This window comes from Nocardioides sp. Iso805N (assembly GCF_000364605.1).
Taxonomy (GTDB): Bacteria; Actinomycetota; Actinomycetes; order Propionibacteriales; family Nocardioidaceae; genus Nocardioides.
In genome coordinates, this window is sequence record NZ_KB822580.1 from 247,867 (window position 1) to 272,310 (window position 24,444).

General features: G+C 70.0%; 28 protein-coding genes. 16 read left to right on the plus strand and 12 right to left on the minus strand.

Going from position 1 to position 24,444, the window contains the following annotated elements; translation table 11 throughout:
* Window positions 1-3: 3 nt before the first annotated feature.
* Window positions 4-699, minus strand: coding sequence for a hypothetical protein (locus tag H036_RS0115015; protein ID WP_017935621.1), 696 nt, complete (start codon window positions 697-699; stop codon window positions 4-6).
* Between the two features lie 145 nt (window positions 700-844).
* Between H036_RS0115015 and hrcA the strand changes: the two genes are divergently transcribed.
* The 3 genes from hrcA to H036_RS0115030 are packed head-to-tail and all read left to right on the plus strand — an operon-like array spanning window position 845 to window position 3,814.
* Complete coding sequence (hrcA, locus tag H036_RS0115020; protein WP_017935622.1) at window positions 845-1,870, plus strand: heat-inducible transcriptional repressor HrcA; 1,026 nt, start codon at window positions 845-847, stop codon at window positions 1,868-1,870.
* Between the two features lie 36 nt (window positions 1,871-1,906).
* Entirely contained in the window at window positions 1,907-3,061 is a 1,155-nt protein-coding gene (dnaJ, locus tag H036_RS0115025; RefSeq protein WP_017935623.1) for a molecular chaperone DnaJ, read from the plus strand.
* Between the two features lie 12 nt (window positions 3,062-3,073).
* On the plus strand, window positions 3,074-3,814 hold the full coding sequence (locus tag H036_RS0115030) for a 16S rRNA (uracil(1498)-N(3))-methyltransferase (RefSeq protein ID WP_017935624.1): 741 nt from the start codon (window positions 3,074-3,076) through the stop codon (window positions 3,812-3,814).
* Between the two features lie 15 nt (window positions 3,815-3,829).
* Here the strand turns inward: H036_RS0115030 and H036_RS23035 are convergent, their stop codons facing one another.
* A complete protein-coding gene (locus H036_RS23035; RefSeq protein WP_017935625.1) occupies window positions 3,830-4,363 on the minus strand; it encodes a Gmad2 immunoglobulin-like domain-containing protein in 534 nt (177 codons plus the stop codon).
* A gap of 158 nt (window positions 4,364-4,521) precedes the next feature.
* Between H036_RS23035 and H036_RS0115040 the strand changes: the two genes are divergently transcribed.
* The 6 genes from H036_RS0115040 to H036_RS0115065 all read left to right on the plus strand — a co-directional run bounded on the left by H036_RS0115040 (window position 4,522) and on the right by H036_RS0115065 (window position 8,519).
* Entirely contained in the window at window positions 4,522-5,556 is a 1,035-nt protein-coding gene (locus H036_RS0115040; RefSeq protein ID WP_017935626.1) for a PhoH family protein, read from the plus strand.
* On the plus strand, window positions 5,553-6,047 hold the full coding sequence (gene ybeY / locus H036_RS0115045) for an rRNA maturation RNase YbeY (protein ID WP_017935627.1): 495 nt from the start codon (window positions 5,553-5,555) through the stop codon (window positions 6,045-6,047). The genes H036_RS0115040 and ybeY overlap by 4 nt, the downstream gene beginning before the upstream one ends.
* A 16-nt stretch (window positions 6,048-6,063) precedes the next feature.
* The gene (locus tag H036_RS0115050; protein WP_017935628.1) at window positions 6,064-7,353 is read left to right on the plus strand and encodes a hemolysin family protein; all 1,290 of its coding nucleotides are present in this window, start codon (window positions 6,064-6,066) and stop codon (window positions 7,351-7,353) included.
* Window positions 7,334-7,696: a hypothetical protein gene (locus tag H036_RS0115055; protein WP_017935629.1), complete on the plus strand. Its 363-nt coding sequence runs from the start codon at window positions 7,334-7,336 to the stop codon at window positions 7,694-7,696. Before H036_RS0115050 ends, H036_RS0115055 begins: the two co-directional genes overlap by 20 nt.
* A gap of 62 nt (window positions 7,697-7,758) precedes the next feature.
* The gene (locus tag H036_RS0115060; protein ID WP_017935630.1) at window positions 7,759-8,226 is read left to right on the plus strand and encodes a hypothetical protein; all 468 of its coding nucleotides are present in this window, start codon (window positions 7,759-7,761) and stop codon (window positions 8,224-8,226) included.
* Window positions 8,223-8,519, plus strand: a complete 297-nt coding sequence (locus H036_RS0115065) for a transcriptional regulator (RefSeq protein WP_017935631.1) — start codon at window positions 8,223-8,225, stop codon at window positions 8,517-8,519. The genes H036_RS0115060 and H036_RS0115065 overlap by 4 nt, the downstream gene beginning before the upstream one ends.
* A 42-nt stretch (window positions 8,520-8,561) precedes the next feature.
* Here H036_RS0115065 and H036_RS0115070 read toward each other — a convergent pair whose 3' ends face one another.
* A complete protein-coding gene (locus H036_RS0115070; RefSeq protein WP_017935632.1) occupies window positions 8,562-8,813 on the minus strand; it encodes a hypothetical protein in 252 nt (83 codons plus the stop codon).
* A 114-nt stretch (window positions 8,814-8,927) separates the two neighbouring features.
* On the opposite strand from H036_RS0115070, the gene H036_RS0115075 reads away from it, so the two are divergent.
* The 4 genes from H036_RS0115075 (at window position 8,928) to era (ending at window position 13,448) form a co-directional block, all read left to right on the plus strand.
* The gene (locus H036_RS0115075; protein ID WP_017935633.1) at window positions 8,928-10,283 is read left to right on the plus strand and encodes an FAD-binding oxidoreductase; all 1,356 of its coding nucleotides are present in this window, start codon (window positions 8,928-8,930) and stop codon (window positions 10,281-10,283) included.
* Window positions 10,280-11,581 (plus strand): class I SAM-dependent methyltransferase, encoded by a 1,302-nt coding sequence (locus H036_RS0115080; RefSeq protein ID WP_017935634.1) that lies wholly within the window; start codon window positions 10,280-10,282, stop codon window positions 11,579-11,581. Before H036_RS0115075 ends, H036_RS0115080 begins: the two co-directional genes overlap by 4 nt.
* Before the next feature lie 134 nt (window positions 11,582-11,715).
* Entirely contained in the window at window positions 11,716-12,525 is an 810-nt protein-coding gene (locus tag H036_RS0115085) for a siderophore-interacting protein (RefSeq protein WP_017935635.1), read from the plus strand.
* A gap of 2 nt (window positions 12,526-12,527) precedes the next feature.
* A complete protein-coding gene (era, locus tag H036_RS0115090; RefSeq protein ID WP_017935636.1) occupies window positions 12,528-13,448 on the plus strand; it encodes a GTPase Era in 921 nt (306 codons plus the stop codon).
* A gap of 120 nt (window positions 13,449-13,568) precedes the next feature.
* Here era and H036_RS0115095 read toward each other — a convergent pair whose 3' ends face one another.
* The 7 genes from H036_RS0115095 to H036_RS0115125 all read right to left on the minus strand — a co-directional run bounded on the left by H036_RS0115095 (window position 13,569) and on the right by H036_RS0115125 (window position 19,285).
* Entirely contained in the window at window positions 13,569-14,450 is an 882-nt protein-coding gene (locus H036_RS0115095; RefSeq protein WP_232421878.1) for a septum formation family protein, read from the minus strand.
* Complete coding sequence (locus H036_RS0115100) at window positions 14,447-15,217, minus strand: septum formation family protein (protein WP_232421882.1); 771 nt, start codon at window positions 15,215-15,217, stop codon at window positions 14,447-14,449. Before H036_RS0115100 ends, H036_RS0115095 begins: the two co-directional genes overlap by 4 nt.
* Before the next feature lie 67 nt (window positions 15,218-15,284).
* On the minus strand, window positions 15,285-16,130 hold the full coding sequence (locus tag H036_RS0115105) for a sigma-70 family RNA polymerase sigma factor (protein ID WP_017935639.1): 846 nt from the start codon (window positions 16,128-16,130) through the stop codon (window positions 15,285-15,287).
* A 129-nt stretch (window positions 16,131-16,259) separates the two neighbouring features.
* Window positions 16,260-17,117 carry an aldo/keto reductase gene (locus H036_RS0115110; RefSeq protein ID WP_017935640.1) on the minus strand — a complete coding sequence of 286 codons (858 nt, stop codon included), beginning with the start codon at window positions 17,115-17,117 and terminating at the stop codon, window positions 16,260-16,262.
* A 29-nt stretch (window positions 17,118-17,146) separates the two neighbouring features.
* Window positions 17,147-17,632, minus strand: a complete 486-nt coding sequence (locus H036_RS0115115; RefSeq protein ID WP_017935641.1) for a flavodoxin family protein — start codon at window positions 17,630-17,632, stop codon at window positions 17,147-17,149.
* A 4-nt stretch (window positions 17,633-17,636) separates the two neighbouring features.
* Entirely contained in the window at window positions 17,637-18,035 is a 399-nt protein-coding gene (locus H036_RS0115120; RefSeq protein ID WP_017935642.1) for a pyridoxamine 5'-phosphate oxidase family protein, read from the minus strand.
* 74 nt (window positions 18,036-18,109) lie between these two features.
* Entirely contained in the window at window positions 18,110-19,285 is a 1,176-nt protein-coding gene (locus tag H036_RS0115125; protein WP_017935643.1) for a GNAT family N-acetyltransferase, read from the minus strand.
* Window positions 19,286-19,440: 155 nt separating this feature from the next.
* Here H036_RS0115125 and leuA point away from each other — a divergent pair, with 155 nt between their 5' ends.
* Window positions 19,441-21,177 carry a 2-isopropylmalate synthase gene (gene leuA, locus H036_RS0115130; RefSeq protein WP_017935644.1) on the plus strand — a complete coding sequence of 579 codons (1,737 nt, stop codon included), beginning with the start codon at window positions 19,441-19,443 and terminating at the stop codon, window positions 21,175-21,177.
* A gap of 79 nt (window positions 21,178-21,256) precedes the next feature.
* Here the strand turns inward: leuA and H036_RS0115135 are convergent, their stop codons facing one another.
* Window positions 21,257-22,105 (minus strand): endonuclease/exonuclease/phosphatase family protein, encoded by an 849-nt coding sequence (locus H036_RS0115135; RefSeq protein ID WP_017935645.1) that lies wholly within the window; start codon window positions 22,103-22,105, stop codon window positions 21,257-21,259.
* Window positions 22,106-22,152: 47 nt separating this feature from the next.
* Window positions 22,153-22,896, minus strand: coding sequence for a hypothetical protein (locus H036_RS23040; protein WP_017935646.1), 744 nt, complete (start codon window positions 22,894-22,896; stop codon window positions 22,153-22,155).
* A gap of 18 nt (window positions 22,897-22,914) precedes the next feature.
* Between H036_RS23040 and recO the strand changes: the two genes are divergently transcribed.
* Together recO and H036_RS0115150 are read left to right on the plus strand one after the other, a co-directional pair.
* Window positions 22,915-23,646 (plus strand): DNA repair protein RecO, encoded by a 732-nt coding sequence (gene recO, locus H036_RS0115145; protein WP_017935647.1) that lies wholly within the window; start codon window positions 22,915-22,917, stop codon window positions 23,644-23,646.
* A 6-nt stretch (window positions 23,647-23,652) separates the two neighbouring features.
* Window positions 23,653-24,435, plus strand: coding sequence for an isoprenyl transferase (locus H036_RS0115150; protein ID WP_017935648.1), 783 nt, complete (start codon window positions 23,653-23,655; stop codon window positions 24,433-24,435).
* The last annotated feature ends 9 nt before the right edge of the window (window positions 24,436-24,444 follow it).

A 24,444-nucleotide genomic window follows, 5' to 3' on the forward strand; every position in this document is an offset into this window, starting at 1 on the left:
GCGTCAGCAGAGCTGCGGGTGGAGCTGCTCCCTCAGCAGCACACCCAGCTCGGCCGCCGAGCGGGCCGGGCGGGCGAAGGTGAGCGCCATCCGGTGACCACCGTCGGCCTCGATCCAGTCGACCTCGACGCCGGCCGGGCTCAACGAGGCGAGTGAGGCCGCGACGATGTCGGCCCCGCGCCGGTCGAGTCGGGTGGCCACGGCCTGACGCAGCTGCTCCTGGTGTGAACTGGTCGCGTGCTCGCACCAGCGCTGCAGGAAGCCGCGGTTGAGCGCCAGGTCGTCGGCGGCGAAGGCCGAGATCGGCACCGTGATCCGCTGGCTCTCGAAGGTGAGCCGGATCGCCTCGACGTCCACCACGACCACGTCGCGCACCTCGCCGCAGCAGTTGCACCGCTCGGCGCCCGTACGCCGCAGCCGTCCGGCCAGGGCGACGCTGGCCGAACGCTCCCGTGACCCGGCGGGGCCGAGCCCGCTCGCCAGCGTGAGCACGCAGCCGCGCCCCTGGGCCGCAGCCCGGGAGAGGGTGCCGCCGTCCCGGCACGAGAACGTGGGCACGCCCTCCGCCTCGCTCATCCCGAGGCGTGGGTCGTCGACGGTCGGGTCCTCGACCTGCTCGACGACCAGGTCGATGCCCGCCGGGCAGGACAGGATGCTGCGAGCGGTCTCGGCGACGCTGACCGATCGGGTGGCTGCCATGGCTACTCCTTCAATGAGGTAAGGCTTACCTAACCACAGGCCTAACACCTGCACAAGGGCGTCGTCGCTGCCCGGGTCTGCTTCGGCGACGCGCTAGCATTGGCACTCACGAAAGCGGAGTGCCAACGCGAGGAAGGGGCAGGCGATGCAGAACGAACGACGCCTCGCCGTGCTCCGGGCGATCGTCGAGGACTACGTCGCCACCGAGGAGCCGGTCGGCTCCAAGGCGCTGGTCGAGCGGCACGGGCTGGGCGTCAGCCCCGCCACGGTGCGCAACGACATGGCCGCGCTGGAGGAGGAGGGCTACATCGCCCAGCCCCACACCAGCGCCGGCCGGGTGCCCACTGACAAGGGCTATCGGCTCTTCGTCGACAGGCTGACGACGGTGAAGCCGATGAGCACCGCCGAGAAGCGCGCGATCTCCAGCTTCATGGAGGGCGCGGTCGATCTCGACGACGTGGTGCAGCGCTCGGTGCGGCTGCTCAGCCAGCTGACCCGACACGTTGCGGTGGTCCAGTACCCCACCCTCAGCCGCAGCACCGTGCGGCACGTCGAGCTGGTCGCCCTTGCCCCGACCCGGCTCCTCGTCGTCCTGATCCTCTCGACCGGGCGGGTCGAGCAACGTGTGGTCGAGCTGTCGGTCGCGATCGACGACGAGATGCTGGTCCGGCTGCGAGGTTCGGTCAACGCTGCGGCGGGCGGTGAGGTCATCGCGGACGCCGCGATCAGGCTGCGTGAGGCCGCCGAGCGGGCCAGCGACCTGCCCGACGCAAGCACCACCGCTGCGGTGGTCAACACCCTCCTCGAGGCGATGAGCGACCATCGCTCCGACCAGCGTGTCGCGGTCGGCGGCACCCGCAACCTGGCGCGCTTCGGCGACAGCTTCGACACCGCCGTCCGGCCGCTGCTGGAGGCGCTCGAGGAGCACGTCGTGCTGCTCAAGCTGATGGGCGAGGCCACCGCCGGCGGGCTGGTCACCGTCCGGATCGGCGCCGAAGGGCCGTACGAAGAGCTTTCGCGCACCAGCGTGGTCACCACCGGCTACGGCCCCAGCGACGATGCGCTCGCCTCGCTGGGCATCGTCGGCCCCACGCGCATGGACTACCCCGGGACGATGGCGGCCGTGCGTGCCGTCGCCCGCTACCTCAGTCGCATCCTCGACGAGGCCTGAGCCTCGTCAGCATCTGGAAAATCGGGAAGAGAACACGTGGATCCCTACGAGCTCCTCGGCGTCGACCGCGACGCGGACGACGCCGCCATCAAGAAGGCCTACCGCAAGCTTGCGCGGCAGTACCACCCGGACGTCAACCCCGACCCGGTGGCACAGGAGAAGTTCAAGGAGGTCTCGCACGCCTACGAGATCCTCTCCGACCCGCAGAAGCGGGCCGCCTTCGACCGCGGCGGTGACCCGTTCGCCGGCGGTTTCGGTGCGGGACAGGGCTTCTCCTTCACCGACATCATGGACGCCTTCTTCGGCGGCGCCGGGCAGGGCGGTGCGGCCAATGGTCGTGGCCCCCGCCCACGCGTACGCCGCGGGCAGGATGCGCTGATCCGCCTCGACATCGAGCTTGCCGAGGCTGCGTTCGGCGTCACCCATGAGCTGAAGGTCGACACGGCGGTCGTCTGCGACACCTGCCACGGTGCCGGCGCGGCGGCCGGCACCCAGCCGAAGATCTGCGAGACCTGCCGCGGTGCGGGCGAGGTGGCGCACGTGCAGCGCTCGTTCCTCGGCGAGATCCGCACCCTGCGCCCGTGCGCGGCCTGCCGCGGCTTCGGCACGATCATCGCCGACCCGTGCCGCGACTGCGGTGGCGACGGCAGGGTGCGCTCGCGGCGGACCCTCACCGTCAAGATCCCCGCGGGCGTGGACACCGGCACCCGCGTCCAGCTCGCCGAGCAGGGCGAGGTCGGCCCCGGCGGCGGCCCCGCCGGCGATCTCTACGTCGAGATCAACGTCGCGCGGCACGAGACCTTCACCCGGCACGGCAACGACCTGCACTGCACCGTGACCATCCCGATGACGGCCGCGGCGCTCGGCACGACCATGTCGTTGCCCACGCTCGAGGCAGACCTGCCCGATGCCGACCCGGAGGACTCGACCTTCGAGCTGGAGATCAAGCCCGGCACCCAGTCCGGGACCGAGCAGGTGCTGCGCGAGCGCGGTGTCCCGGGCCTCCGCGGCGGCCGCGGCAGCCTCGTGGTCACCATCCACGTGGAGACTCCGACGCGGCTCGACAGCGCCCAGGAGGAGCTGCTCCGACAGCTCGCCGTGGCCCGTGACGAGGAGCAGCCGGAAGGTCACCTGCGTGCGTCGGGGAAGGGCGTCTTCGGCCGTTTCCGCGACGCCTTCAACGGCCGCTGAGCGGGTCCCTCGATGAGCCTTCCGGTCCACCTCGTTCCCGAGCTGTCCGGCATCGCCGTGGGCGATGAGGTGACCGTGGACGGCGACGAGGCCCACCACGCCGTCGCCGTACGCCGCCTGCGGGTCGGCGAGCGGGTGGTCCTCACCGACGGCCGCGGGGTCGCGGTGACCGGCGCGGTGGCCTCCACCGGCAAGCGTGTCTTCGTGGTCGGTGTCGACGAGGTCGCCCACAGCGAGCCGCCCGCCCCCGCCGTCACGGTGGTGCAGGCGCTGCCGAAGGGCGAGCGCGGCGAGCTGGCCGTCGAGGTGCTCACCGAGGTCGGCGCCGCCCGGATCGTGCCCTGGGCGGCCTCACGCTCGGTCGCGGTGTGGAAGGGCGAGCGGGCAGAGAAGTCGCTGGCGAAGTGGCGCGCCACCGCGCGCGAGGCGGCCAAGCAGGCCCGGCGCTCATGGTTCCCCGAGGTCGGTCCGCTGGCCACCACCGCGGAGGTCGTCGACCTGATCGGCGCCGCCGCCACGGCGGTGGTGCTGCACGAGGATGGCGGTGCACGCCTCGGCGACATCGACGTCCACGAAACGGGCGGTCTGCTGCTCGTGGTCGGCCCCGAGGGCGGCCTCGACCCGGCCGAGATCGAGGCGTTCGAGACGGCGGGTGCCGTCACGGTGCGCCTCGGCGCCGAGGTGCTGCGCACGTCCACGGCCGGTCTGGCCGCCGTCAGCGCCCTGTTGGCGCGGACTCCGCGCTGGCGCTGACCCGCCCGTCGAGGCTCAGTTCTTGGTGAACGTGATCGTCGCCTCCGGCGGCTTCGACCCTTCCTTGTTCGAGTCGTCGTCCACCCGCGCGGTGAAGGTGTAGGTGCCCGGCTGCAGCGCCGAGACGTTGATCTCGGCCTTCCACGGGTAGGCCTTGTCCAGCCAGCCGTCGGCGGTCGCACTGCCGGAGACGACCACGCCGTCGATGGGGGAGTCGACCTCCCAGGGCACGTTCGCCTCGGGCGAGTTCGCGGTGCCCCGCACGCTCAGCGTCTCGCCGACCTTGGTGCCGTTGGCGGGGGATTCGATGCTGACCGAGGCGGGTGCGGCGCCGTCGCTGGCGGCCGAGGCGGTGGCTGCGGCGCTCGGAGCGGCCGAGTCGCTGGCCGGGCCGGTGGCGGTGTCGGTCGCGGCACCCGAGACGGCCGAGGTGTCGGGGTCGTCCGCCGTCGCGTCGGAGCCCGAGCCGCAGGCGGCCACTCCGGTGAGCAGGAGGGCGCCCACAGCGAGCGCGGCGGCGGTACGGCGACGGAACGGCAGCACTGTCATGGATATGAGGGTAGCGATGTTCCCTGATGTGGGAGCGCGGAACGCGGCTGGGAACATTGCAGGTGTGTCGCGTGGTTGAACTGCGTAGCATGAACAGCGCCGATCGCGCGCGACCCGATCGTGCGCGAACCGAAGGAGAGGGCCCGCGTAGGGCATCCATGACTGATCAGCAACACATCCAGGCGGACGAGCGCCGCCCCACCACCAAGCACACCGTCGTGGTGCCCAACAGTGTCGACATGGTCAGCGTGCTCGGCCCGGCCGACGAGCATCTGGGGATCATCGAGAGCCACTTCGACGCCGATGTCCACGTCCGCGGCAACCGCATCACCCTGCACGGCGAGCCCCACGAGATCGCGCTGATCGAGCGCGTCCTGGAGGAGGTCGTGCAGATCATCCGCACCGGCCAAGGCGTCAGCGGCGAGACCGTCGAGCGCGTCATCGCGATGCTGCGGGCCGAGACGACCGAGAAGCCTGCCGACGTACTCTCGCTGAACATCCTCAGCAACAGGGGTCGGTCGATCCGTCCCAAGACGCTGAACCAGAAGCGCTACGTCGACGCCATCGACAAGCACACCGTCACCTTCGGCATCGGCCCCGCCGGCACCGGCAAGACCTACCTGGCGATGGCCAAGGCGGTGCAGTCGCTGCAGGCCAAGCAGGTCAACCGGATCATCCTGACCCGGCCGGCCGTGGAGTCGGGGGAGAAGCTCGGCTTCCTGCCCGGCACGCTCACCGAGAAGATCGACCCCTACATGCGGCCGCTCTACGACGCGCTGCACGACATGCTCGATCCCGACCTGATCCCGAAGCTGATGGCGGCCGGGACGATCGAGATCGCGCCGCTGGCCTACATGCGCGGCCGCACGCTCAACGACGCGTTCATCATTCTCGACGAGGCGCAGAACACCACGCCCGAGCAGATGAAGATGTTCCTGACCCGGCTGGGCTTCGGCTCGCGGATCGTGGTCACCGGCGACGTCTCCCAGGTCGACCTGCCCACGGGGCAGCGCTCGGGCCTGCGGGTGGTCGAGGAGATCCTCTCCGAGGTCGAAGACCTCAGCTTCAACCGGCTGACCAGTCACGATGTCGTGCGTCACCGCCTCGTCGGCAAGATCGTGGCCGCCTACGACGACTACGATGCTCGCAACGAGCGGCCCGCGGCCGCGGCTGCCAAGAAGGGTGAGAAGTGACCATCGAGGTCCTCAACGAGTCCGGCTACGACCTGGACCTGGACCACCTGCAGAAGCTGGCCCGCTTCGTGATGGACAGCATGCGCGTGCATCCGCAGGCGGAGCTGTGCATCAAGGCGGTCGACGAGGCCACCATCGCAGAGCTCAACGAGCAGTGGATGGAGAAGGAAGGGCCGACGGACGTGCTCGCCTTCCCGATGGACGAGCTGCGGCCCGGCCTGGTCGACGAGGAGCCCGAGGAGGGCGTGCTGGGCGACCTGATGATCGCTCCGAGCATCGCCGAGCGACAGGGCGAAGCATCCGGTCACGGTCTGGGTGCCGAACTCGAGCTACTCACCACGCACGGCATCTTGCACCTGCTGGGCTACGACCACGCCGAGCCGGACGAGCATCGCGAGATGTTCACCCTCCAGGCTCAGCTGCTGCGCGAGTTCGGCTCGCAGGCCCACGCGCCGTCGGCGGACTTCGCCGTCGGCAACCCCGGTCACTGACGCCGCTACCGACTCCATGGGCGAGGTCTGGCTGGTCGTCGCGGCCATCGTGCTGGTCGTGCTGGCAGGTCTGTTCTCGGCGGCCGACGCCGCGTTGGCGTCGTTCTCGCATGCGCGCGCCGAGGAGCTGGTCGACGAGCGGCGTGCGGGCGCCAGGCGGCTGCTGGCGCTGGTCGCCGACCCGCCCCGCTACCTCAACACGGTGCTGCTGCTGCGGCTGCTGTGCGAGATCTCCGCGATCGTGATCGTGGCACTGCTGGTGCGGGACTGGTACGGCGACGCCGGGCCGGCGACGTACGCGACGGCGATCGCGGTGATGCTGGTGATCTCCTTCGTCGCGATCGGGGTCGCCCCGCGCACCATCGGGCGCCAGCACAACGAACGGGTCGCGCTGCTCGCCGCCGCGCCGGTCTTCGCGGTGACCACCGTGCTCGGCCCGATCCCGCAGCTGCTGATCCTGGTCGGCAACGCGCTGACGCCGGGTCGGGGGTTCCGCGAGGGGCCGTTCTCCACCGAGACCGAGCTGCGCGAGCTGGTCGACCTCGCCGAGGCGTCGAACGTCATCGAGGGCGACGAGCGCAGCATGATCCACTCGGTGCTGGAGCTGGGCGACACGGTGGCGCGCGAGGTGATGGTGCCGCGCGGAGACGTTCTCTTCGTCGAGCGTCACAAGAACATCCGCCAGACCCTCTCGCTCTTCCTGCGCAGCGGCTTCTCCCGGATGCCGGTCATCGACGAGAGCCTGGACCACATCGTCGGGATGGCCTACCTCAAGGACATCGTCAAGCGCGACTTCGACGCCCCTGAGGCGGAGTTCACCGAGCGCGTCGACGAGCTGATGCGGCCGGTGATGTGGGTGCCGGAGTCCAAGCCGGTCGACGACCTCCTCGCCGAGATGCAGCAGCGCCGCCAGCACGTGGCGGTCGTCGTCGACGAGTACGGCGGCACCGCCGGTGTCATCACGATCGAGGACATCCTGGAGGAGATCGTCGGCGAGATCACCGACGAGTACGACGTCGACGTGCACGAGCCCGTCCGTCTCGACGACGGCTCGTGGAGCGTGCCGGCACGGTTCCTGGTCGACGACCTGGAAGAGCTCTTCGGCTTCGACGTCGAGGAGGAGGACGTCGACTCCGTCGGCGGCCTGCTCGCCAAGCACCTGGGCGTGGTGCCCATCCCCGGATCGCAGGTCGAGGCCCATGGCCTGCGGTTCACCGCCGAACAGACCGCCGGTCGCCGCAACAAGCTCGGCACCGTGCGGATCACCCCCGTGGAGGAGGATCCCCATGACCGAGTCGACGTCTGAGCCGACGGAGCTCAGCACCGAGGACCGCAAGCTGGTGACGCTGGCGCGCGCCACCCGTGCCCGGACCGGCGCCGCCGAGGGTGCCGCGGTCCGCGACACCGACGGTCGCACGTACGCCGCGGCCACCGTGGCGCTGCCGTCGCTGCAGGTCTCCGCCGTCGGTGTCTGTGTGGCGATGGCTGTCGCGTCCGGCTCCCGAGGACTCGAGGCGGTGGTGCTGCTGACCGATGCCGGCGCGGCCGGTGACTCGGACCTGGCAGCGGTCCGCGACTTCGCGGGCGAGGGCGTGCCGGTGCTGGTCGGGGATGTGCGCGGGACGATCGGGCGTGCCTCCGTCTCCTGACATCCTTGACTTTCCTGCCGGGAAAGAGAATTCTCTTTCCCGATAGGAAAGTGAGGTGTGCGATGGGTGAGCAGCTGACGCCGGCCGAGGCGCAGGAGGCCCTTGCCGCAGTAGCGCGGGCGCAACGGCAGATCGCGGGCGAGGTGGGCCTGCCGCGGGTCTACTGGTGGGCGATGGCGGCGGCCTGGGTGGTTCTCGGCGTGCTGAACGAGGTGGGCCCGCGGGGGATCGGTGTGGTGGTGACGTTCCTGGTCGGTGCAGGCCACTCCGTCTTCGCCACGCGCTACCTCGACGGTCGGCGCCCCACCAGCGGCGTGCAGGTCAGTGCCGCCGTGGCGGGTGGTCGTACCCAGGTGGTGGTGATCGGCATGTTGCTGATGCTCGTTGCTCTCACCGTGGCGGCCGCGCTGGCGCTGGACGCCGACGGCACCGGCCACCCGGCGATCTGGGCCGGCGTGCTGGTCGGCGTCATCGTGGGCTTCGGGGGCCCGGAGATCCTCCGCGTCCTGCGGCGCTGGGCGCACGCATGACCGGTCGCTTCGACGAGCTCATCCATCCGAGCACCCGGTTGACCCTGGTCGCCACCCTCGCGGCGACCGACTGGGCGGAGTTCGCGTTCTTGCGCGAACGGCTCGGCCTCTCCGACTCGGCACTGTCCAAGCAGCTCGCCACCCTGGAGGAGGCGGGTTACGTCGCCACCGAACGTCGCCTCGACGGCAAGCGGCACCGGCTCAGGGCGAGGCTGACCGATGTCGGGCGCAAGGCGTTCGAGGGGCATGTCGCCGCGCTGCGAGCGATCGTGGGACCGGAGGTGGGTGGTTGACGGTTTCGAACCCCAGGGGTCGAGGCCGTAGCCGGGTCCGCCTCAGTCGAGCGGCAGCGTACCCAGCTCGATGGTGAGGTGGATCCCATCCTCGTCGCGGTAGGCAGTCAGCCCGGTCATGGTGGCCATGTCGACCTTCTTCTCGCGCATGTGCTGGAGGAGCTGGGCGAGCCCGAGGGCGAGGCGGGCCTGGGTGACGGGCTTGCTACGCCACTTGATCTGGTTGGCCTCGAAGTAGGGGGCTGCCTTCTCGGCGAGGTTGGCGATGGCGTCGCGCTCGGCGGCAGTGGACATAGGGGTCCTTCGAAGGATCGGTGCGATGGGTGGGGTTCGCGGAAGTTTATCTGGGACATGTCCTAGATCCGACCCCCGTCGGCCAGAGGCGAACGCAGGAGTAAGTTTACGTCCGTGAGCACTCCCTGGGGCCAGCACGAGGCGGCCGTCGAGCGACTCAAGGCCTCCTACGCCGCCATCCCCCTGGGCGCGCCGGTGCGGCTGGCGAAGCGCACCACGAACCTGTTCCGGGCACGCTCGGCGAGCGATGCCCCGGGGCTCGACGTGAGCGGTCTGACCGGCGTCATCGCGGTCGACCCCGAGGCGCGGACCGCCGACGTGCAGGGCATGTGCACCTACGAGGACCTCGTCGACGCGACCCTGCCGCACGGCCTCATTCCCTACGTGGTGCCGCAGCTGCGCACGATCACCCTCGGCGGCGCCGTCACCGGCCTGGGCATCGAGTCGACCAGCTTCCGCAACGGCCTGCCGCACGAGTCGGTGCTCGAGATGGACGTCTTCACCGGTGCCGGCGAGGTCGTCACGACCAAGCCCGGCGAGGATCTGTTCGACACCTTCCCCAACTCATACGGCTCGCTCGGCTACGCCACCCGGCTCAAGATCAAGCTGGAGAAGGTGCCGGGCTATGTCGCGCTGCGCCACGTCCGCTTCGACGACGCCGAGGTGATGGCCAAGACGATCAGCGCGATCGCCGAGTCCCAGGAGTACGACGGCCAGCAGGTGCACGGCCTGGACGGCGTCGCCTTCGCGCCGGGGGAGTATTACCTGACGCTGGCCAGGTTCACCGACCAGGCCGGTCCGACCAGTGACTACCACTCGGGACAGGCCGTCTTCTTCAAGTCGATCCAGCAGCGCACCACCGACATGCTGACGACGTACGACTACCTGTGGCGCTGGGACACCGACTGGTTCTGGTGCTCGGGTGCCTTCGGTGCGCAGAACCCGCGGATCCGCCGGTTCTGGCCCGAGCGCTTCCGTCGCAGCGATGTCTACATGAAGCTGCTCGGCCTCGACCGCCGCTTCGACATCGCCGACCGGCTGGACCGGCGTGCCGGCCGCCCGCTGCGTGAGCGGGTTGTCCAGGACATTGAGGTGCCGGTGGAGAACATCGGTGCGTTCCTGGAGTGGTTCGACGCCGAGATCGGGATGCGGCCGGTGTGGCTGTGCCCGCTGGTCGCCGGTCGGGCGTGGCCGTCCTACCCGCTGCGTCCGGGCAAGGTCTACGTCAACGCCGGCTTCTGGGGCACGGTGCACGTCGGCCCCGAGGCGGTCGATGCCCCCAAGAACCGTGCCATCGAGGCCAAGGTGCACGACCTCGACGGCCACAAGAGCCTCTACTCCGAGGCCTTCTACGACGAAGCGACGTTCAACGAGCTCTACGACGGCGTGAACCTCGCCCGGGTGAAGGCGATCTTCGACCCGGGCAATCGAATGACGAATCTCTACGACAAGGTGGTGAGGCGGCGATGAGCAAGCGCGGAATCGCGGAGATCATCAATGGCTTCTTCGATGGCGGCCTTCCGATCAAGCTCTCGGCGTACGACGGCTCGGTCGCAGGGGACACGACGTCGAGCTACGGCATGCGCATCCTCAACAAGCGGGGACTCTCCTACATCCTGACGGCCTCGGGCGACCTCGGTCTGGCTCGCGCCTACGTCAGCGGTGACCTCGAGATCGAGGGTACGCATCAGGGCGACCCCTACCCGCTCCTGAAGCTCATCGTCGGCGGCACCGACTTCGCGCGTCCGAGCGTCGCCGAGCTCGCGACGATCGTGAACACCCTCGGCATCGCCAACTTCGTGCCGCCGAAGCCGCCTCCCCACGAGCACCTGCCGGCCTGGCGCAACGCCGTGGAGGGTGTCCGTTCCGCCGGTCTCAGGGCGCTCAAGCGTCACACGCCCGAGCGGGACGCCGACGCGATCCACCACCACTACGACGTCTCGAACACCTTCTACGAGTACGTCCTGGGGCCCTCGATGGCCTACACCTGCGCCGTCTACCCCTCCGACGACGCCACCCTCGAGGACGCACAGGCCGAGAAGTTCGACCTGATCTGCCGCAAGCTCGGCCTCAAGGCGGGCGACCGGCTGCTCGACGTGGGCTGCGGCTGGGGTTCGATGGTCCGGCACGCCGCGAAGCACTACGGCGTCAAGGCGCTCGGCGTCACGCTCTCGCGCGAGCAGGCTGACTGGGCCGGCGAAGCGATCAAGCGCGACGGGCTCGACGACCTCGCCGAGGTGCGTTTCTCCGACTACCGCGACGTGGTCGAGCGGGACTTCGACGCGATCAGCTCGATCGGGATGACCGAGCACATCGGCGTGAAGAACTACCCGTCCTACTTCGGCTTCCTGCATGGACTGCTCAAGGATGACGGCCGCCTGCTCAACCACACGATCACGCGCAACGACAACACCAACAACGGCGGTGCCGGCGCGTTCATCGACCGCTATGTCTTCCCCGACGGCGAGCTCGCCGGCTCCGGCACGATCGTCGCGGCCGCCGAGGACGCGGGGTTCGAGCTGCAGCACCACGAGAACTTCCGTCGCCACTACGCGCGGACGCTCGCGGGCTGGAACAAGAACCTCGTGGATAACTGGGACGCCTGCGTCGCCGAGACCGACCTCGGAACCGCCAAGGTGTGGGGCCTCTACATGGCTGGCTCGCGGGTCGGCTTCGAGCACAACGAGATCCAGCTGCACCACACCCTCCTGACCAAGACGGTGGATGGCCGCACGACCTACCCGATGCGCCACGACTTCGGTGTCTGAGCCGATGGTGTGAGCGTCAGCGAGGCCCCGGCGCCGCGCTGACACTCACAACTCGTCGGGTTCGATGAGGCCTCGCAGCCCCAGCGGTGCTGACGGATGAAGCCGCAGCGCCGCCAGGCCCTAGGCTTGACCCGATGAGCACGCGGGCCCGAACGTACGATGCGCAGGTTCTGCGCCGTGAGCAGCTGAGCGATCACTTCGTGCGGGTCGTCCTCGGTGGGGACGGGCCGGCAGGCTTCGCCTCGACCGGGATCCCCGACGAGTGGGTCGGGCTGGTGGTGCCCGGACAGTTCCAGAGCCGCTACTACACGGTGCGCTCCTGGGACCCGGCAGCCGGTGGCGCGGGGGAGCTGACGCTCGACATCGTCGTGCACGAGGTCGGCCTGGTCACCGAGTGGGCGCGACTGGCCGGCGACAGCATCGTTGGCCAGACCGTGACGGTCAGCGAGCCCAAGGGCTCCTTCGCGCTGCCGCAGGATGCCGGCTGGCTGCTGCTGGTCGGCGACCTGACGGCGCTGCCCGCGATGGCGCGGATCGCCGAGACCAGCGCCCTGCCCACGCGGCTGTGGGTGGAGGCTCCCGACCCGGTGGAGGGCTACCTGCCCGAGGGGACCGACGTGCGTTGGTCGACCCCGCCAGGCGACGGCGCCTCATCGCTGGCCCAGGTGGTCGAGGGCATCGACTGGCCCGAGGGCGACGGCTATTTCTGGATGGCCGGCGAGTCCTCGCAGATGCGCGCCATCCGCAAGCACCTGATGCGCGAGGTGCGGCTGCCCTCGACGGCGTACGACGTGATGGGATATTGGCGCGGCGGTGCCGTCCGGCAGCCACGCGCGGTGGACCCGGGCCCGATCTACCGGGCCGGCAAGGCGGCGGGCAAGTCCGACGCGGAGATCTGGGCGGACTTCGACCAGGCAGCAAGCGACCAGGCTGGGGAGCAGTAGTAGTGAGCACGTATCGCAGTGGGTTCGCATCCTTCGTGGGCCGTCCCAACGCCGGCAAGTCGACGCTGACCAACGCGTTGGTGGGGCGCAAGGTGGCGATCACCTCCGACAAGCCGCAGACCACCCGGACGGTGGTGCGCGGCATCGTGCACCGCGAGGACGGTCAGCTCATCCTGGTCGACACCCCCGGTCTGCACCGGCCGCGGACCCTCCTCGGCGAGCGGCTCAACGACCTGGTCGAGGCCACCTGGACCGAGGTCGACGTCGTCGCGATGTGCTTCCCGGCCAACGAGAAGGTCGGTCCCGGTGACAAGCACATCGCCGCCAACCTGGCCAAGCTGAAGAAGGGCATCACCAGGGTCGCCGTCGTGACCAAGACCGACCTGGCCAGCCCTGACCGGATCGCCGAGCACCTGCTCGACATCGCCGCGGTGGGCCACGAGCTCGGGATCGAGTGGGCCGAGATCGTGCCGGTCTCCAGCGTCAGCGGAGACCAGGTCGCCCTGCTGGCCGACCTGCTGCTGGCTCGGCTGCCGGAGGGCCCGCCGCTCTACCCCGAGGGCGAGCTCACGGACAGCCCGGACGAGATCCTGGTCGCAGAGCTGATCCGCGAGGCGGCGCTCGACGGCGTACGTGACGAGCTGCCGCACTCGATCGCCGTGGTGGTCGAGGAGATGGGGATGCGCGAGGGTCGGCCCGAGGACAAGCCTCTGCTGGACGTCCACGCCAACCTCTACGTCGAGCGCGACTCCCAGAAGGGCATCGTGATCGGGCACAAGGGCAGTCGGCTCAAGGACGTCGGCAAGCGGGCGCGCCTGCAGATCTCCGAGCTGCTCGGCGTCCCGGTCTACCTCGACCTGCACGTGAAGATCGCCAAGGACTGGCAGCGGGACCCGCGACAGCTGCGCAAGCTCGGCTTCTAGCCCGAGGAGTCACTTTCCGCGGGTCGAGTGTCCACGGACGTGGACACTCGACCCGCGGAAAGTGACCTCTCAACCGTTGCTTGCCTGAGGTGTAGGCGTGCAACGCAGCGGACGCTCCGCCTAGCCCTCAGGCGCCCAGCAGATGCCGTAGGTCTGGCCGGTAGCCCACTGCTCGGCCGTCGGCCACTCGTAGCCCCAGCGGTAGTTGAGCGCGTCCGAGGCAACGTTCTGGCCGGCCGCCTGGCACGGCTTCTGGCCGGCCTCCTTGACCGCTGCCTCGCCGGGATACTTGCCGGCGGGCAGGTCGACGGTCTTCAGCGCCTTCCAGGAGTGCTTGGCCCGGCATGGCACGCGGGTGAAGCCGCTGGTGCCGGGCTGCGCGGTGCCGCACATCGCCCAGTCGCCCGCGTGGTCAGAGCCGAGCACGCCGTTCAGCGAGCCCGTCATCGTCGCCAGCTGCTGGTCGCCGTCGAGTGCGATGACGTCACAGCGGTACCAGTCCGCGCCGGTCGCCGCCTGCGCGACGGTCGGGGTGAACCACACCCCGCGCAGCATGCTCAACCGCAGCTTCTCCTGATCCCCGCCCAGGTACGCCGGAAGCGCCGCCGGGCACTTCTTGGCGACCTGCGCCTGCACCCGTGTGGAGTCCACCGCCGCGAGGTGACCGTCGACTGCTGTTGCGAGCATGCCGACGGCGTACGTCTGGGCGGTGTGGGGGCCGCTGCACGGCACCGAGGTGTCGCCGTCGGGCAGCGTCGGTGCGACGGCCTGCTGGTAGGTGAGGTTGTCGCAGCCGGAGGCGGCGGGCCGAGGGGCGGCCGAGGCGACCGGCGGCGGTGCCGAGGAGACGGGCGCCTTCGGTGCGTCGTTGCCGCCGCAGGCCGCCAGAGCCGTCGCCAGGCCGGCGATCACGACGAGCACCAGCATCCGGTGGAGGCGGTGGAGGCGGCGGTGGACGCCAACGACGACGCCGGGCACCTCGGCCCTGCGGTCGCGGGTCACGTCGTCGTCCTCGCCCAGCACACCGAGCGCCGGTTGCCGGCCTGCCACTCCTGCTCGCCGAACCAGGTGTAGCCGAAGTCGTAGCTGGCGGGGTAGCCGAGCCAGGCGTCGATCGACTCCGCGCAGTAGGACTTGGTCTTGGCCTTCGCGGCGGTGTCGCCGGGGTACTTGGCGTCGGCTTCGCCGAGCTTGATCGTGGTGGCAGCGCGCCAGTCGTGCGACATCGAGCACGGCACCTTGGTCCCGGTGTCGACCGACCTGCCCTTCGCGCAGGCCATCCAGTGGTCGTCGCCGCGGCCCTGGAGCAGGCCCTTGGTGCTGGTCGGCAGGTCGACGTAGGAGTGCTGGCTGGCGGATCCGCCGAGCACGTCGCAGCGGTACCAGCGGGCGCCGGCTGCCCACGCGTCCTGGGTCGGGCGGAACCAGACCCAGGTCAGCAGCGAGCGCATCGCGGTGCTCTCGTCGGTGCCGAGGTAGGTCGGGAAGGCCTTCGCGCAGGTGGCGTAGGCCCAGGAGTCGAGAGCGGGATCGTCGTAGCCGGACTTCGCGAACCGGCTCGGCAGCGCACCCACCGCGAACGTCTCGGCATCGTGGGTCTCGCTGCAGGCGATCGGAGCGTTGCCGTTGCTCTTCCCGGCGACCTGGGCGTCGCTCAGCATCCGGCACACGCCGGTCGCCGGCGGGGTGGTGGAGACCGCGGCACCCTGCGCCCGACCGCCCCCGCACGCGGTGGCGGTCATCAGGACAGCCACGGCGAGGGCGAGCATGCGGATCACGGGGCCCAAGGCTAATGGTCGGGCGAAGAGCCCGGAAAAGGGCGAGGTCGAGGACCGCTCAGGCGGCTGCGGCGCCGAGTGCGCTGCGCAGGTCGCGCAGGATGCGACTGAGGAGCCGGGAGACCTGCATCTGGGTCACGCCGAGCTCCGCGCCGATCTCCTCCTGGGTCTGGTCCTCGAAGAAGCGCAGGTAGATGATCCGCTTGTCGCGCTCGGGCAACTCCTTGATCACAGGAGCGAGCGCGGTGCGCGCCTCGGCGGCATCGAGGTCGCGTACGTCGGCGGCCTCGTCGGGGAGCAGGTCGCCCACAGTAGCGGCCCCGTCATGGGAGACCGGCTGGTCGAGCGACGTCGGGGTGAAACAGCCGAAGGCGACGATGGCCTCGTCGTACTCGGCCGGGGAGATGTGCATCGTGTCCCGGATCTGACCGTCGCTCGGCTCGTGGCCCAGCTCCTGGGTGAGGTCCTCGATGCAGCGGTTGACCCGCCACTGCAGCTCCTGGACGCGGCGCGGCGGGCGCACCGTCCAGCTGTGGTCGCGGAAGTGGCGCTGCAGCTCACCGCGAATGGTGGGCACCGCGTAGGTCAGCAGGTCCTTGCCCATCGTCGGGTCGAACCGGTAGACCGCCTTGACCAGGCCTTCGTAGGCGGCCTGCTGCAGGTCCTCCATCGGGACGCCGCGGCGGCGATAGCGCGAGGCGACCGCCTCGGCCACGCCGCGGTTGATCAGGATGATCTGGTCGAGCAGCCGCTGGCGCTCGTCATCGGTCACGGCGGTCTGCACGCCCTGGAGCAGTGCGTCGGTGCTGCTCGCCCGCTCGGCGCGCGTGATGCCGCGGTCGCCGTCGAGCCGTAGGGGTGCTTCCTCGTCCGATCTGCGGCCATCTGTCAACGGTGCTGCCATGTCCAGCCTCCATCCCGAGTAGGCGGTGGTCGTGCAGTTCCCTTCGAACCTAGCCGATACCCCACCCGGCACACGACCCCCGCACGGAGGCGGGGTGTCGTGGCGGGCGGGGTCGCACGGGCTACCGGATCAGACCGCTGCCTCGAGCGCGGCGAACTCCTCGTCGGTGAGCTTCACCTCGGCGGCGGCCAGGTTGTCCTCGAGGTGGGCGACGCTGGACGTGCCGGGGATCGGCAGCATCACCGGCGAGCGGCGCAGCAGCCAGGCCAGCGCGAGCTGGGACGGCGTGGCGCCCTTGTCCGCGGCGATCTCGGTGAGCGGGCTGCCTTCCTTGGACAGCTCGCCGGTGGCCAGCGGGAACCACGGGATGAAGCCGATCCCGTTCTCCTCCGCGTGGTCGAGCAGACTCTCCGCCGAGCGGTTGGCAAGGTTGTAGAGGTTCTGCACCGTCGCGATGGTGGCGACCTTCGAGGCGGTCTCGACCTCCTCGACGGAGACCTCGGAGAGGCCGATGTGGCGGATCTTGCCCTCCTCCTGCAGCTTGGCCAGCTCGCCGACCTGGTCCTCGAGCGGGACCTCGGGGTCGATCCGGTGCAGCTGGAAGAGGCCGATCTGCTCGAGACCGAGGTTGCGCAGCGAGAGCTCGGCCTGCTGGCGCAGGTAGGCGGGGCGGCCGACGGGCGTCCAGATGTTGGGGCCCTGCCGGGTGAGGCCGGCCTTGGTCGCGATCACGATGTCGTCGGCGTACGGCGCGAGCGCCTTCTTGATCAACTGCTCGGCGACCACCGGGCCGTAGGAGTCAGCGGTGTCGATGAAGTTCACCCCGAGCTCGACGGCCCGCCGCAGCACCCGCACCGCCTCGTCGGGATCCTTGGGGTCGCCCCAGACACCTGGACCGGTGAGCTGCATCGAGCCGAATCCGAGCCGGTGGACGGTGAGGTCGCCGATGGTGAATGTGCCGCTTGCGGCGATGGGAGTGGTGGTCATCACGCTGCTCCTTCGAAGGGTGGTCGTGGTCAGTCGCAGAGCAGGGCGGACAGGGTGCCACCGAGCTCGTAGGCGGCCTCGCGGTGGGTGTCGTCGAGGTCTCCGAGGATCTCCAACACCGGCGCGGCCTGTTTCCATGCCAGCGCCTGGACGATGCTCTGCACGGACCGGACCGCCCCGGTGGTGTCGTAGCGACCATGTACCCACAGGCCGTAGGGCTTGCGCCCGCCGCTGGCCTCTCGGGCGCTGCCGTCGTCGCTGAGCGCGCCGCCAGCCTGGAGGAAGATGGTGTCGAAGAAGTGCTTGAGGGCGCCGGACATGTATCCGAAGTTGGCCGACGTGCCGAGCAGGTAGCCGTCCGCAGTCAGGACGTCCTCCGCGCTCGCCTCCAGGGCGGGGCGGACCACCACCTCGACGCCGGAGATGGCGTCGTCGCGGGCGCCGGCGACGACAGCTTCGGCGAGCGCCTGCGTCGTCGGTGTGGGGGAGTGATGCACGACGAGCAGGCGCGCCACCCGCTCAGTCCTCCGACAGACTCTTGCCGGTGATGACGTCGGCCTTGATCTGCAGCCACAGGGGCCGTACGCCGGCGGCCCAGGAACGCAGCGCCTTCACCTCGGCGGGGACGTCCTCGTCGTGGTAGAACGCCGTGGCGCGGCCGTGGACGACGACGCTCCAGCCCACGTGCGTGCCGGGGTCGAGATCGTCGATCTCGATAGCGACCTGGCTCTCGTCGGTCTGCTCGGCGATCGAGGAGTGCGCGGTCGTGCGCATCCACAGGGCGCCGTCGTAGGTCACGTAGTTGACCGGCAGGAGCTCGGGCCCGGTGCTGGTGTTCCAGGCGATCCGAGCCAGGTCGCGGCTCTGCAGCCGTCCCCAGCACTCGTCTTCGGTCAGGTCCGCGAGGTGTCGTCCCATGCGGCCAGTGTGGCAGAGCGGGCACCGCGATCCCAGGGTCCTGGGTCGGGCGCTCGGTCAGCCCCGGCGTCGGGTCAGTGCAGCCGGCGACGCAGCTCCACCTGTACGCCCGCGATCCGGCTGCCCAGCCGATCGAGGATGCCGACCACGTGGGTGGCGCTGACCGGGACCGAGGACTGGGCGACCCGTACGCGCGGACGGTCGACCTCGATCCAGCTCAGCAGGTCGCTGAGCATCAGCAGGCCGAGCCGGTTGCCTCGGTGCGCCGGCTCGACGAGTACGTCGCCGTTCACGGCGTGCTCCGGCGCGGCATCGGCGACGGAGAGCTGGGCGGTACCCGCTGGCGCGCCGTTGATCAGATGGCGCGCGCGGATCCGGAAGACGGTCGTCCCCTCGACGTCCTCGCTCTCGCGCAGCAGTTGGTAGGAGGCGCCGTAGGAGAGCGCGTCCTCGGTGATGCGACGTCGTCGCTGGGCGGTCGCGCCCAGCTCGATGCGACGTACGGTGCTGGGGGCGGCGCGCTCACCGAACCCGCGTCGCCACAAGAACTCCTCGGCCTCGGACGCCTCCCAGACCGTCGCCGCGACGACACGGTGTCCGCGCTCCGCCGCCCTGGCGATGGCCAGGGAGAGCAGTTCGCGACCGAGGCCGGTGGCCCGCTGCTCGGTCGCCACCGATCCGTGCACCACGGCGACGACGTCGCCAGGCTCGAGGGTCGCCCCGTCCACGCCGTCCCCGGCGGCCGCCGCGTCCTCGGCGTACTCGGGGTCCTCGGCGTCGGCGGGGGCATCTGCGCCCGACTCGGGTGTCGGTTCCTCGCCCGAACCGCCGGTGAGGGTGACCCAGCCGACGGGGCGAGCGAGGGCACGACCACGCGGCCCGGCGACCCACAGCCCGCTGCTGAGCGTGCGGAGCTTGGTGAGCAGGGCCGGTCCGGAGACCGCGGCGACGTCGCGGCCGGCTGCGATCAGCTCGGCCCGGTCCAGCATCGCCAGCCGGTTCGCCAGGTCGGGGGTGAGCGCGGCGAGATCGACCTCGACGATCTCGTAGGGGTCCTCGGCAGGCTCCTCGATCGGCTCGGCGGCGCCGTCCACGGCGCTCGTCCCTCCAGCACCCTCGGTGAACCCTCCAGCCTCAGCGCCGGCGTCGGCCTCCTCCTCGGGGACGTGGTCGATCAGGGCGACGGGGGCGTTGCTGCGGGCACGGAGCCGGCTCGACGCACGCGCGAAGAAGTTCACGATGCGGGGCATCGGCCGATGTGACCACGATCTGTGGGGTAACGTAGGTTTCGTCATGATGAGCGCGCTGCTTCTTCTTAGCTGCCGCGGCGAGGTCTGAGAGCCGGACCCCTCGCCGCGGAGGTTCGTGCGTGCGCCGGCACCCGATTCCAGCTGAGCGAGAGACCATGACCAACCTGAGCAACGCCCACAACTTCCAGAAGTCGTCGCCGATGCCGTTCGGCCGCTACACCGCGTTCGTGCCCGTCGACGTACCTGACCGGACCTGGCCGACCAAGAAGATCACCCACGCCCCGCGTTGGCTCTCCACCGATCTGCGCGACGGCAACCAGGCGCTGATCGACCCGATGACGCCGGCCCGCAAGCTGACCATGTTCGAGCTGCTGGTCAAGATGGGCTACAAGGAGATCGAGGTCGGCTTCCCGAGCGCCAGCCAGACCGACTTCGACTTCGTGCGCAAGCTCATCGAGGAGGACCGCATCCCCGATGACGTCCAGATCTCGGTGCTGACCCAGGCCCGCGAGGACCTGATCGAGCGCACCGCCGAGTCGCTGGCGGGTGCGCCGCGCGCGAGCATCCACCTCTACAACGCGACCGCCGAGCTCTTCCGCCGGGTCGTCTTCGGCGTCAGCGCCGCCGAGTGCATCGGGATCGCCACGCGCGGCACCGAGCTCGTGATGAAGTACGCCGAGAAGTACGTCGGCGACATCGTCGGCACCGGGGACTTCGGCTATCAGTACAGCCCGGAGATCTTCACCCAGACCGACACCGACTACGCGCTCGAGGTCTGCGAGCGGGTCTCGGACGTGTGGCAGCCGGAGCCCGGCCGCGAGATCATCCTCAACCTGCCGGCGACCGTCGAGATGTCGACGCCCAACACCTACGCCGACCAGATCGAGTACTTCTCCCGCGGTCTCACCCGTCGCGACGTCTCGGCGATCTCGCTCCACCCCCACAACGACCGCGGCACCGCTGTCGCCGCGACCGAGCTGGGCCTGATGGCCGGCGCCGACCGGGTCGAGGGCTGTCTGTTCGGGCACGGCGAGCGCACCGGCAACGTGGACCTGGTCACCCTCGGGATGAACCTGTTCAGCCAGGGCATCGACCCGCAGATCGACTTCTCCGACATCGACGAGATCCGTCGCTCGGTCGAGTACGCCACCAACCTGCCGGTCCACCCGCGCCACCCCTACGCGGGCGACCTGGTCTACACGGCGTTCTCCGGCTCCCACCAGGACGCCATCAAGAAGGGCCTGGAGGACCTCGACCGGATCGCCGGGGAGCAGGGCAAGCCGGTGGGCGAGATCCCGTGGGAGGCGCCGTACCTGCCGATCGACCCGAAGGACGTGGGCCGCACCTACGAGGCGGTCATCCGGGTCAACAGCCAGTCCGGCAAGGGCGGCGTGGCCTACGTGCTGAAGGCCGAGCACAAGCTGGAGCTGCCGCGTCGCGCGCAGATCGAGTTCAGCCGGGTCATCCAGCAGCACACCGACGCCGAGGGCGGCGAGGTCAGCTCGGACAAGATCTGGGACATCTTCCGCGCCGAGTACCTCGAGAAGGACGCCCCGCTCAAGCTCAACTCGGTGCACACCTCCTCCGCGGCCGGAGAGAAGGACGCGCTGACGGTCAACGTCTACGTCGAGGACCAGCTGCGCACGCTCGAGGGCTCGGGCAACGGCCCGATCGCGGCGTTCGTGGACGCGCTCAACAGCGTCCGGGACGACTGGGACATCCGCGTCCTCGACTATGCCGAGCACGCGCTCTCCTCGGGCGGCGACGCGGTCGCGGCCGCCTACGTGGAATGCTCGATCGACGGCGCCATCTACTGGGGCGTCGGCATCGACGCCAACATCGTCACCGCCTCGCTCAAGGCTGTTATCAGCGCCGTCAACCGCGCCGGCTGAGTCGGGGATTTCGCAGGCTTCAGTCCGGGATCGTGCAGGTAGGAATGCCTGCACGATCCCGGACTCATTGCTGCGAAAGTCACGAATCGGCGAGGACCAGCTTGGCGTGATACTCGCGGTGGTGGTCGGTCGCGGTGGTGTGCACGACCCGGTAGCCGTGCGGCCGCAGCCCGGGGGTGGCATACATCTGGTCGATCGGCAGGATGCGGTGGCACTGCTGCTGCGTCGCCACCAGGCTGGTCATCCCGGCATGGGTGAAGGCACAGGCCGGGGTCCACTCGGCGTTGAAGTCGCCGGCGACGACGACCTGCCAGTCCGGGTGCTCGCGGCGCAGCCGCTTGACCCGGGCGACCTCGAGACCCAGCGAGATCCGGCGCCAGGGCCCGACCGTGAGTCGAGGGTTGTGCACCGGGATGACGGCGACGATGGCACCGGTGGTCCGATCGGCCAGGACCGGGATGGGCAGGCGGATGCGCTGGCCGTGCACGTAGCGGATGGTGAGTGACTCCTGGTCGAGGAGGCGGAACGCCGTACGCCGGTAGAAGACCACGTTGTCGATGGTGTTGCCGCCGTCAACCAGCGCCCAGGTACTGCCACCGAGGTGGCGGAAGTCGCGGCGCTGGTCGGGTGCCGTCTCGGCGAGCACGCCGAGGTCGACGTGGGCGCGGCGCAGGTGCGCGATGTTCGTCCGCATCCGGGAGTCGGCGGTGGCACGCGCCCGCCGGTCGTGGTTGGAGCGCAGCGCGTTCATCCAGAAGAACTCCCGCACCTGGCGCTGGATGGTTGCGGGCTGTGCCGGCGCGACGGCGGGCGGAGGAGGCGGCACGCTGTCGTCGACGGGTGCGGGCTCGGCGGCCGCGGTGAGCGGGATGACGGCGAGGAACGCCGTGAGCACGGCGGTGCGGATCGTCGTACGCCGGAGGTCCATGGTGCTCTAGATCGAACACGGACCGGGTGACCTGAGGGTGGCGGCTCTCAGTCTTTCGAGCGAACCGCTTGCCGCAGCTGGGTGGCAGAGTTGCGGATCACGTCGCGGATCAGCTCGGTCGTGCGCGGGTCGTCCAAGGCGCCGTCGACGATGCGGAGCACGGTGTTGGCGATCATCTGCACGATCTCGTCGTGGAACGGGACATAGCGCAGCTTGCCGGTGGTCGGGTCGTTGCGGACGAGGTCGAGCACCATGGCCTCGAGCTCGTCCCTGTTCTCGTCGAGGGCCGCCTTGACGTTGGCCGCGTAGGTGCCCTCCTGAAGGACGTCGATGACCTCGTCGAGGACCGCCACGGTGATCGGTCGCTTGATGGTGTCGATGATCGGCCCGGAGAAGTGGTTGATCGTCTGCACCGTGATCCGGTCGCCGAAGACGTTGTCGGTGCGGTCGGCGGCGCGGGCGAACCTGGCCAGGGCGATCAGGATGCCGAACCACAGCGGCGCGCCGACCAGCAGCGGCACCAGGGCGATCGCCTCCCACCAGTGCCTGCGCAGGTAGCGCCAGCCGATCCGGAAGCGCAGCCACCGCCAGGAGATGGCCAGGAGGAACAGTGCGCAGATGATCGCGTCGGTGTAGCGGAGCCAGGAGGGACGCCACGCCAGCAGCAGGATGCCGGTGGCGAGCGAGATCCACGAGACGATCACCAGCGCCCAGTCGATCGGGCTCGCAGGGCGGCGGTACTCCGGTGCGTTGGCGGAGACCGGGGTGGCACTCGGCCGTGCGGCTGTCATGGCCGCACAATAGGAGACGTGCCCCTCTACCGCGACGATGCGATCGTGTTGCGCACCCACAAGCTGGGTGAGGCCGACCGCATCATCACCCTGCTGACCCGTCAGCACGGTCGCGTGCGTGCGGTCGCCAAGGGCGTTCGGCGTACGACGTCGAAGTTCGGCTCGCGACTGGAGCCGTTCACCCATGTCGACCTGCAGATCGCCGAGGGCCGCAACCTCGACACGATCACCCAGGCCGAGACGGTCGATCTCTTCCATGCCGGCATCGGGCTCGACTACGACCGCTACACCGCCGGCACGGTGATGCTGGAGACCGCGGAGCGCCTGGCCACCGAGGAGCGGGAGCCGTCGGTGCAGCAGTACCTGCTGCTGGTCGGGGCGCTGCGCGCCCTGGCGGCAGGCGACGGCAGGCTCCCCGGCCAGGTGCTGGACTCCTACCTGCTGCGCTCGCTCGCCGTCGCCGGCTACGCACCCTCCTTCGAGCACTGTGCCCGCTGCGGCGTGGAGGGTCCGCACCGCTGGTTCAGCCCGTCGATGGGTGGCGCCGTGTGCACCACCTGCCGAGTGCCCGGCTCGGCCTCACCCGCTGCGGAGACGCTCAGCCTGCTCGGCGCGCTGCTGTCCGGTGACTGGGAGGTCGTGGCCGCCAGCGACGAGCGGCACCGGCGCGAGGCCAGCGGCCTGGTGGCCGCCTATCTGGCCTGGCACCTGGAGCGGGGCCTGCGTTCGCTGGAGTATGTGGAACGCTAGGTCGCTGTGAGTCACCGCCAGCCGACCCCGCATCCCTCCGGCGCCACCCCGCCCCCGATCCCGCGGGACCTGGTCCCGCGGCACGTCGCGGTGATCATGGACGGCAACGGCCGCTGGGCCAAGGAGCGCGGGCTGCCGCGCACCCGCGGTCACGAAGCGGGTGAGTCGAGTCTCTTCGACGTGGTCGAGGGCGCGATCGAGCTCGGCGTGAAGGCGATCAGCGCCTATGCGTTCTCCACCGAGAACTGGTCGCGCAGCCCCGACGAGGTGAGGTTCCTGATGGGCTTCAACCGCGACGTGATCCGGCGACGGCGCGACGAGATGAACGAGCTGGGCGTGCGGGTGCGATGGGCGGGCCGCGCACCGCGGTTGTGGCGGTCGGTGATCAAGGAGCTGCAGGTCGCCGAGGAGATGACCAAGAATAACGACGTGTGCACGCTGACGATGTGCGTCAACTACGGCGGGCGCTCTGAGTTGATCGATGCCACCCGACGCATCGCCGCCGACGTCGCGGCCGGTCGCCTCAAGGCGGACAAGGTCGATGAGAAGGTCTTCGCCCGCTATCTCTACGTACCCGAGCTGGCCGAGGCTGACCTGATCTGGCGCACCAGCGGTGAGCAGCGGCTCTCCAACTTCATGCTCTGGCAGGCGGCCTACAGCGAGCTCGTCTTCACCGATGTGCTCTGGCCCGACGTGGACAGGCGCCATCTCTGGGCGGCCTGCGAGACCTACGCCCGCCGCGATCGACGGTACGGCGGGGCCCTGCCCAACGACGCGCCTCCTGTTTGACAGAAGTGA